This window comes from [Scytonema hofmanni] UTEX 2349, assembly GCF_000582685.1.
GTDB classification, from domain to species: Bacteria; Cyanobacteriota; Cyanobacteriia; order Cyanobacteriales; family Nostocaceae; genus Hassallia; species Hassallia hofmanni.
This window is the reverse complement of sequence record NZ_KK073768.1, coordinates 2,303,271-2,306,382: the sequence shown is the minus strand read 5'-3', so window position 1 is coordinate 2,306,382 and position 3,112 is coordinate 2,303,271. Positions and strand designations below refer to the sequence as shown.

3 protein-coding genes are annotated in these 3,112 nt (G+C 44.1%); 1 reads left to right on the top strand and 2 read right to left on the bottom strand.

What is annotated here, in order from left to right; all coding sequences use genetic code 11:
- Positions 1 to 345 precede the first annotated feature (345 nt).
- Positions 346 to 1,257 (bottom strand): site-specific integrase, encoded by a 912-nt coding sequence (locus TOL9009_RS39270; protein ID WP_144238249.1) that lies wholly within the window; start codon positions 1,255 to 1,257, stop codon positions 346 to 348.
- On the opposite strand from TOL9009_RS39270, the gene TOL9009_RS0115320 reads away from it, so the two are divergent.
- The gene (locus tag TOL9009_RS0115320; protein WP_051502911.1) at positions 1,250 to 2,443 is read left to right on the top strand and encodes a site-specific integrase; all 1,194 of its coding nucleotides are present in this window, start codon (positions 1,250 to 1,252) and stop codon (positions 2,441 to 2,443) included. The genes TOL9009_RS39270 and TOL9009_RS0115320 overlap by 8 nt on opposite strands.
- 79 nt (positions 2,444 to 2,522) lie before the next feature.
- On the opposite strand, the gene TOL9009_RS0115315 is transcribed toward TOL9009_RS0115320, so the two are convergent.
- Positions 2,523 to 2,999, bottom strand: coding sequence for a hypothetical protein (locus TOL9009_RS0115315; RefSeq protein ID WP_029633576.1), 477 nt, complete (start codon positions 2,997 to 2,999; stop codon positions 2,523 to 2,525).
- Positions 3,000 to 3,112 lie beyond the last annotated feature (113 nt).

Genomic DNA, 3,112 nt, shown 5'->3' with positions numbered 1-3,112 from the left:
AAAGTAAGTTTTAATTGATACTCCTAACATAAGTGCCTTCTGCCCTCGAACTTCTGCCTTTCTTGTAAGTCCTTCCCGCAAGATTCATGCGTGACTCTTTACCGAAGAAAGGCAGAGGGCAGGAGGCACTTATGCACTTATGAAGAAAATACAATTTTTGCCCTCTGCCTTCATGGTTTAAAGCCCCTAAATTTATTTATGAAAAAAAATAAAAATATTTTTTCCGAGACGCGCAGCGCAAAGAAAAAGACTTTCATTATAAATCCCCTAAATTTATTTATGGGGATTCATAAGTGCCTCCTGCCTTCTTAACTGCCCACTTGTAAATTTTCTTCACACCCCGACCTATTCTCCTAACTTTGCCCGATAAGTATTGAGATGCACGCTTAACGAGTGTCCCATCAACCCTGCCGACCAATCCGGTGCCAGTCCGAACTCAAAGCAACGGCGTGCATAACAGTGACGCAAATCGTAAGCCTTAAAAGGCACTTTGCGATCGTAAAACCAACCCGAAACTTTTGACCCCAGCTTGGCGTTGCTATAGTTAAGGTCAAGTTCTGGTAAGTTGACTTCTTTTAATTTCCAATCATCAGCCCACTCTGGGTAAAGTGGGTAGACAAATCTTTTCCCCGTCTTTCCCGACAGTACGCGAACTATCGGGAAATCTTCCCAGTTTAAGCGAAAGACCTCGTGCGATCGCACGCCATAAGTTGCCAACACGCCAAATAACCATCGCCAAGCATCTGACTTAATACTTTCTCGATATTGTGCGATCGCGCTATCGGTGGGAAGATTTCGCGGCTGCACTGAAGTTGGTGAATAATTCCCGGCTAGTTCCTTAATCGCTTCTGTCCCCTCCAACTTCGCAAAAGTTGCCAGCTTATAAAAGTAGGTACAAACTTTTTTGCGGGTGCGGCTGTCTGGCTCGGTTTTTACAATCGCCTCTACCAGTGTTTCTGTTGTGAGGGCGCGATCGCCGTCCAGCCTGTTAAAAGTTAAACGATAATCCTTCCACGTTGTCAGCGCTGCATCTGTTCGCTTGGTTTTTTCCCAATGCGATCGCTCGAATCTTTCTAGCCAGGTTCCGATACTTTCTGCTATAAGCGAAACTTCAATCCAATCACTCCACTGGAACTTTCCGGTAGCCAGTTGATCACCCATCAACCTGGCTTTTCTTGTAGCTGCCTGCAATTGACTTTGGCTATCAAACTGGCTATCATCATGGGAAGTAAAGGTCATTGATAGCCAAATGAGCATAGCAAAAAGCGCTAGGGGTAATGTGGGAGTCGAGGAATACCGAGGTAAGTTAAGGCTTCGGTTGCCGCGATTAGTTACCCAAGAGGGTCAGAACAGATATCTTAATACCGGGTTAGATGCTAATGACATTAATCGCCGACGGGTAGACTCAATAGCCAACTGGATAGAGGAAGAGATCATCACATGGCAGCTAGACCCGACACTGGAGCGCTACAGAGAGAAACTAGAGGGCTATAGGCAACCACAGTTAACCATAGTTAAACCTAAGACACCCCAGACAGACCTAATGGAACTATGGGAGCAATACTGCGCTTATATGAAGCCTCAGTTAGCCTCTACCACCTATAGGCGCGATTATGCCAGAAAGTATACCAACCATATCAAGGCACTACCGACTAAGGACTTGAGTCAAGCGATCGCTATCAGAGATTACCTGTTAACCCAACTAACCCCTAATGCAGCCAAGCGAGTACTAACTTATCTAGCAGCTTGCTGTAAATGGGCTGTTGTCTCTGGGCTGGTAAAGGACAACCCATTCGCCGGAATGTCAGAAGACATCAAGCTACCTAAACATGATTCAGATGCCATTGACCCTTTCAGTCGGATGGAAATGAATATCATTATCAAGGCATTTGAGGAGACTAGACCACACTACGCACCCTTTGTTAAGTTCTTATTCTGGACTGGTTGCCGGACTGGTGAAGCGATCGCCCTACAATGGCAACATATTAACTCTGATTGCACCCAAATCATCTTCTCAGAGTCTTATGATAGTCAGTTAAATATTAGGAAAGGTACTAAAACAGGTAAATCTAGAAAGTTCCCATGTAACAGCCAAGTAAGAGAACTACTGCTAGCTATCCGACCGCTAACCCCACAGGCTGACCAATCTGTGTTTACTAGCCCTAATGGAGGAATCATCAGTAACACTAGGTTCTCTACTCAGGTGTGGAAAGGGGGTAGTACAAGTAAAAAGAACTACAAGGGGGTCATCCAAGGCTTATTAAATGAAGGTAAGATAGAGCGCTACAGATGCCCATATAACACTAGGCATACCTTTATCACCCTAATGCTGGCTGAGGGGTTAACAGTTTCCACAGTGGCTAAGTTGGTTGGTAATAGCCCAGAGATTATACTAAAGCATTATGCGGGTAACACAGTCCCCTTGGAGCTACCGACACTATAAGGTTAATCTTTAGGATATTTACACTAAAGGAACCCTGACCTTTCGGGGTTCCTTTAATGATTCAAGCTACTTTATAACCCTAGAAAACACCCAGGAAGGTAGCCAGGAAAGCCGCGTCTTCACCAGTAAACTCAGAGATATCAGGAATCTTAATCGGCTCCTTGGCTGCTTTAACCACTCTGCGGCAATAGTTAGCATAGGCACTAAAGTTATCCCCACCTAAATAAGCATCAGCAGCCATCTTAGTAGGGTCAGCTAATACCCAGCCAAGTAACTCATTGAACCATTCAATAGAATCAAAAGGATCACCACCTAAGATATCTGTGATGGTTTCATAGAGAAGCTGGGTGTTCTTATATGTTTCCCCTTTAAATATTAAACCGCCATTCCAGAAGCCCTTAGTACAGAAGAGCATTAATACGAGCGCGAATTTCTCCATCATCTGTGCCACTGTATATGACCATTTTATGGGTTGTGCAGAGTCATTGTGGCGAACAATAAAATCGGTGATACGTTGCTGTAACGTATTCAAGTCAGGAAAATCATTCGGAGTCAATAGTTTTCGCTGTAAAATGCACAAAGCTAATTTCGATTTGATCTAACCAAGATGCATATTTTGGCAGCCAGACAACTTCAACTGTAAACTTCCAACCTTCCTCTTTTTGTTTC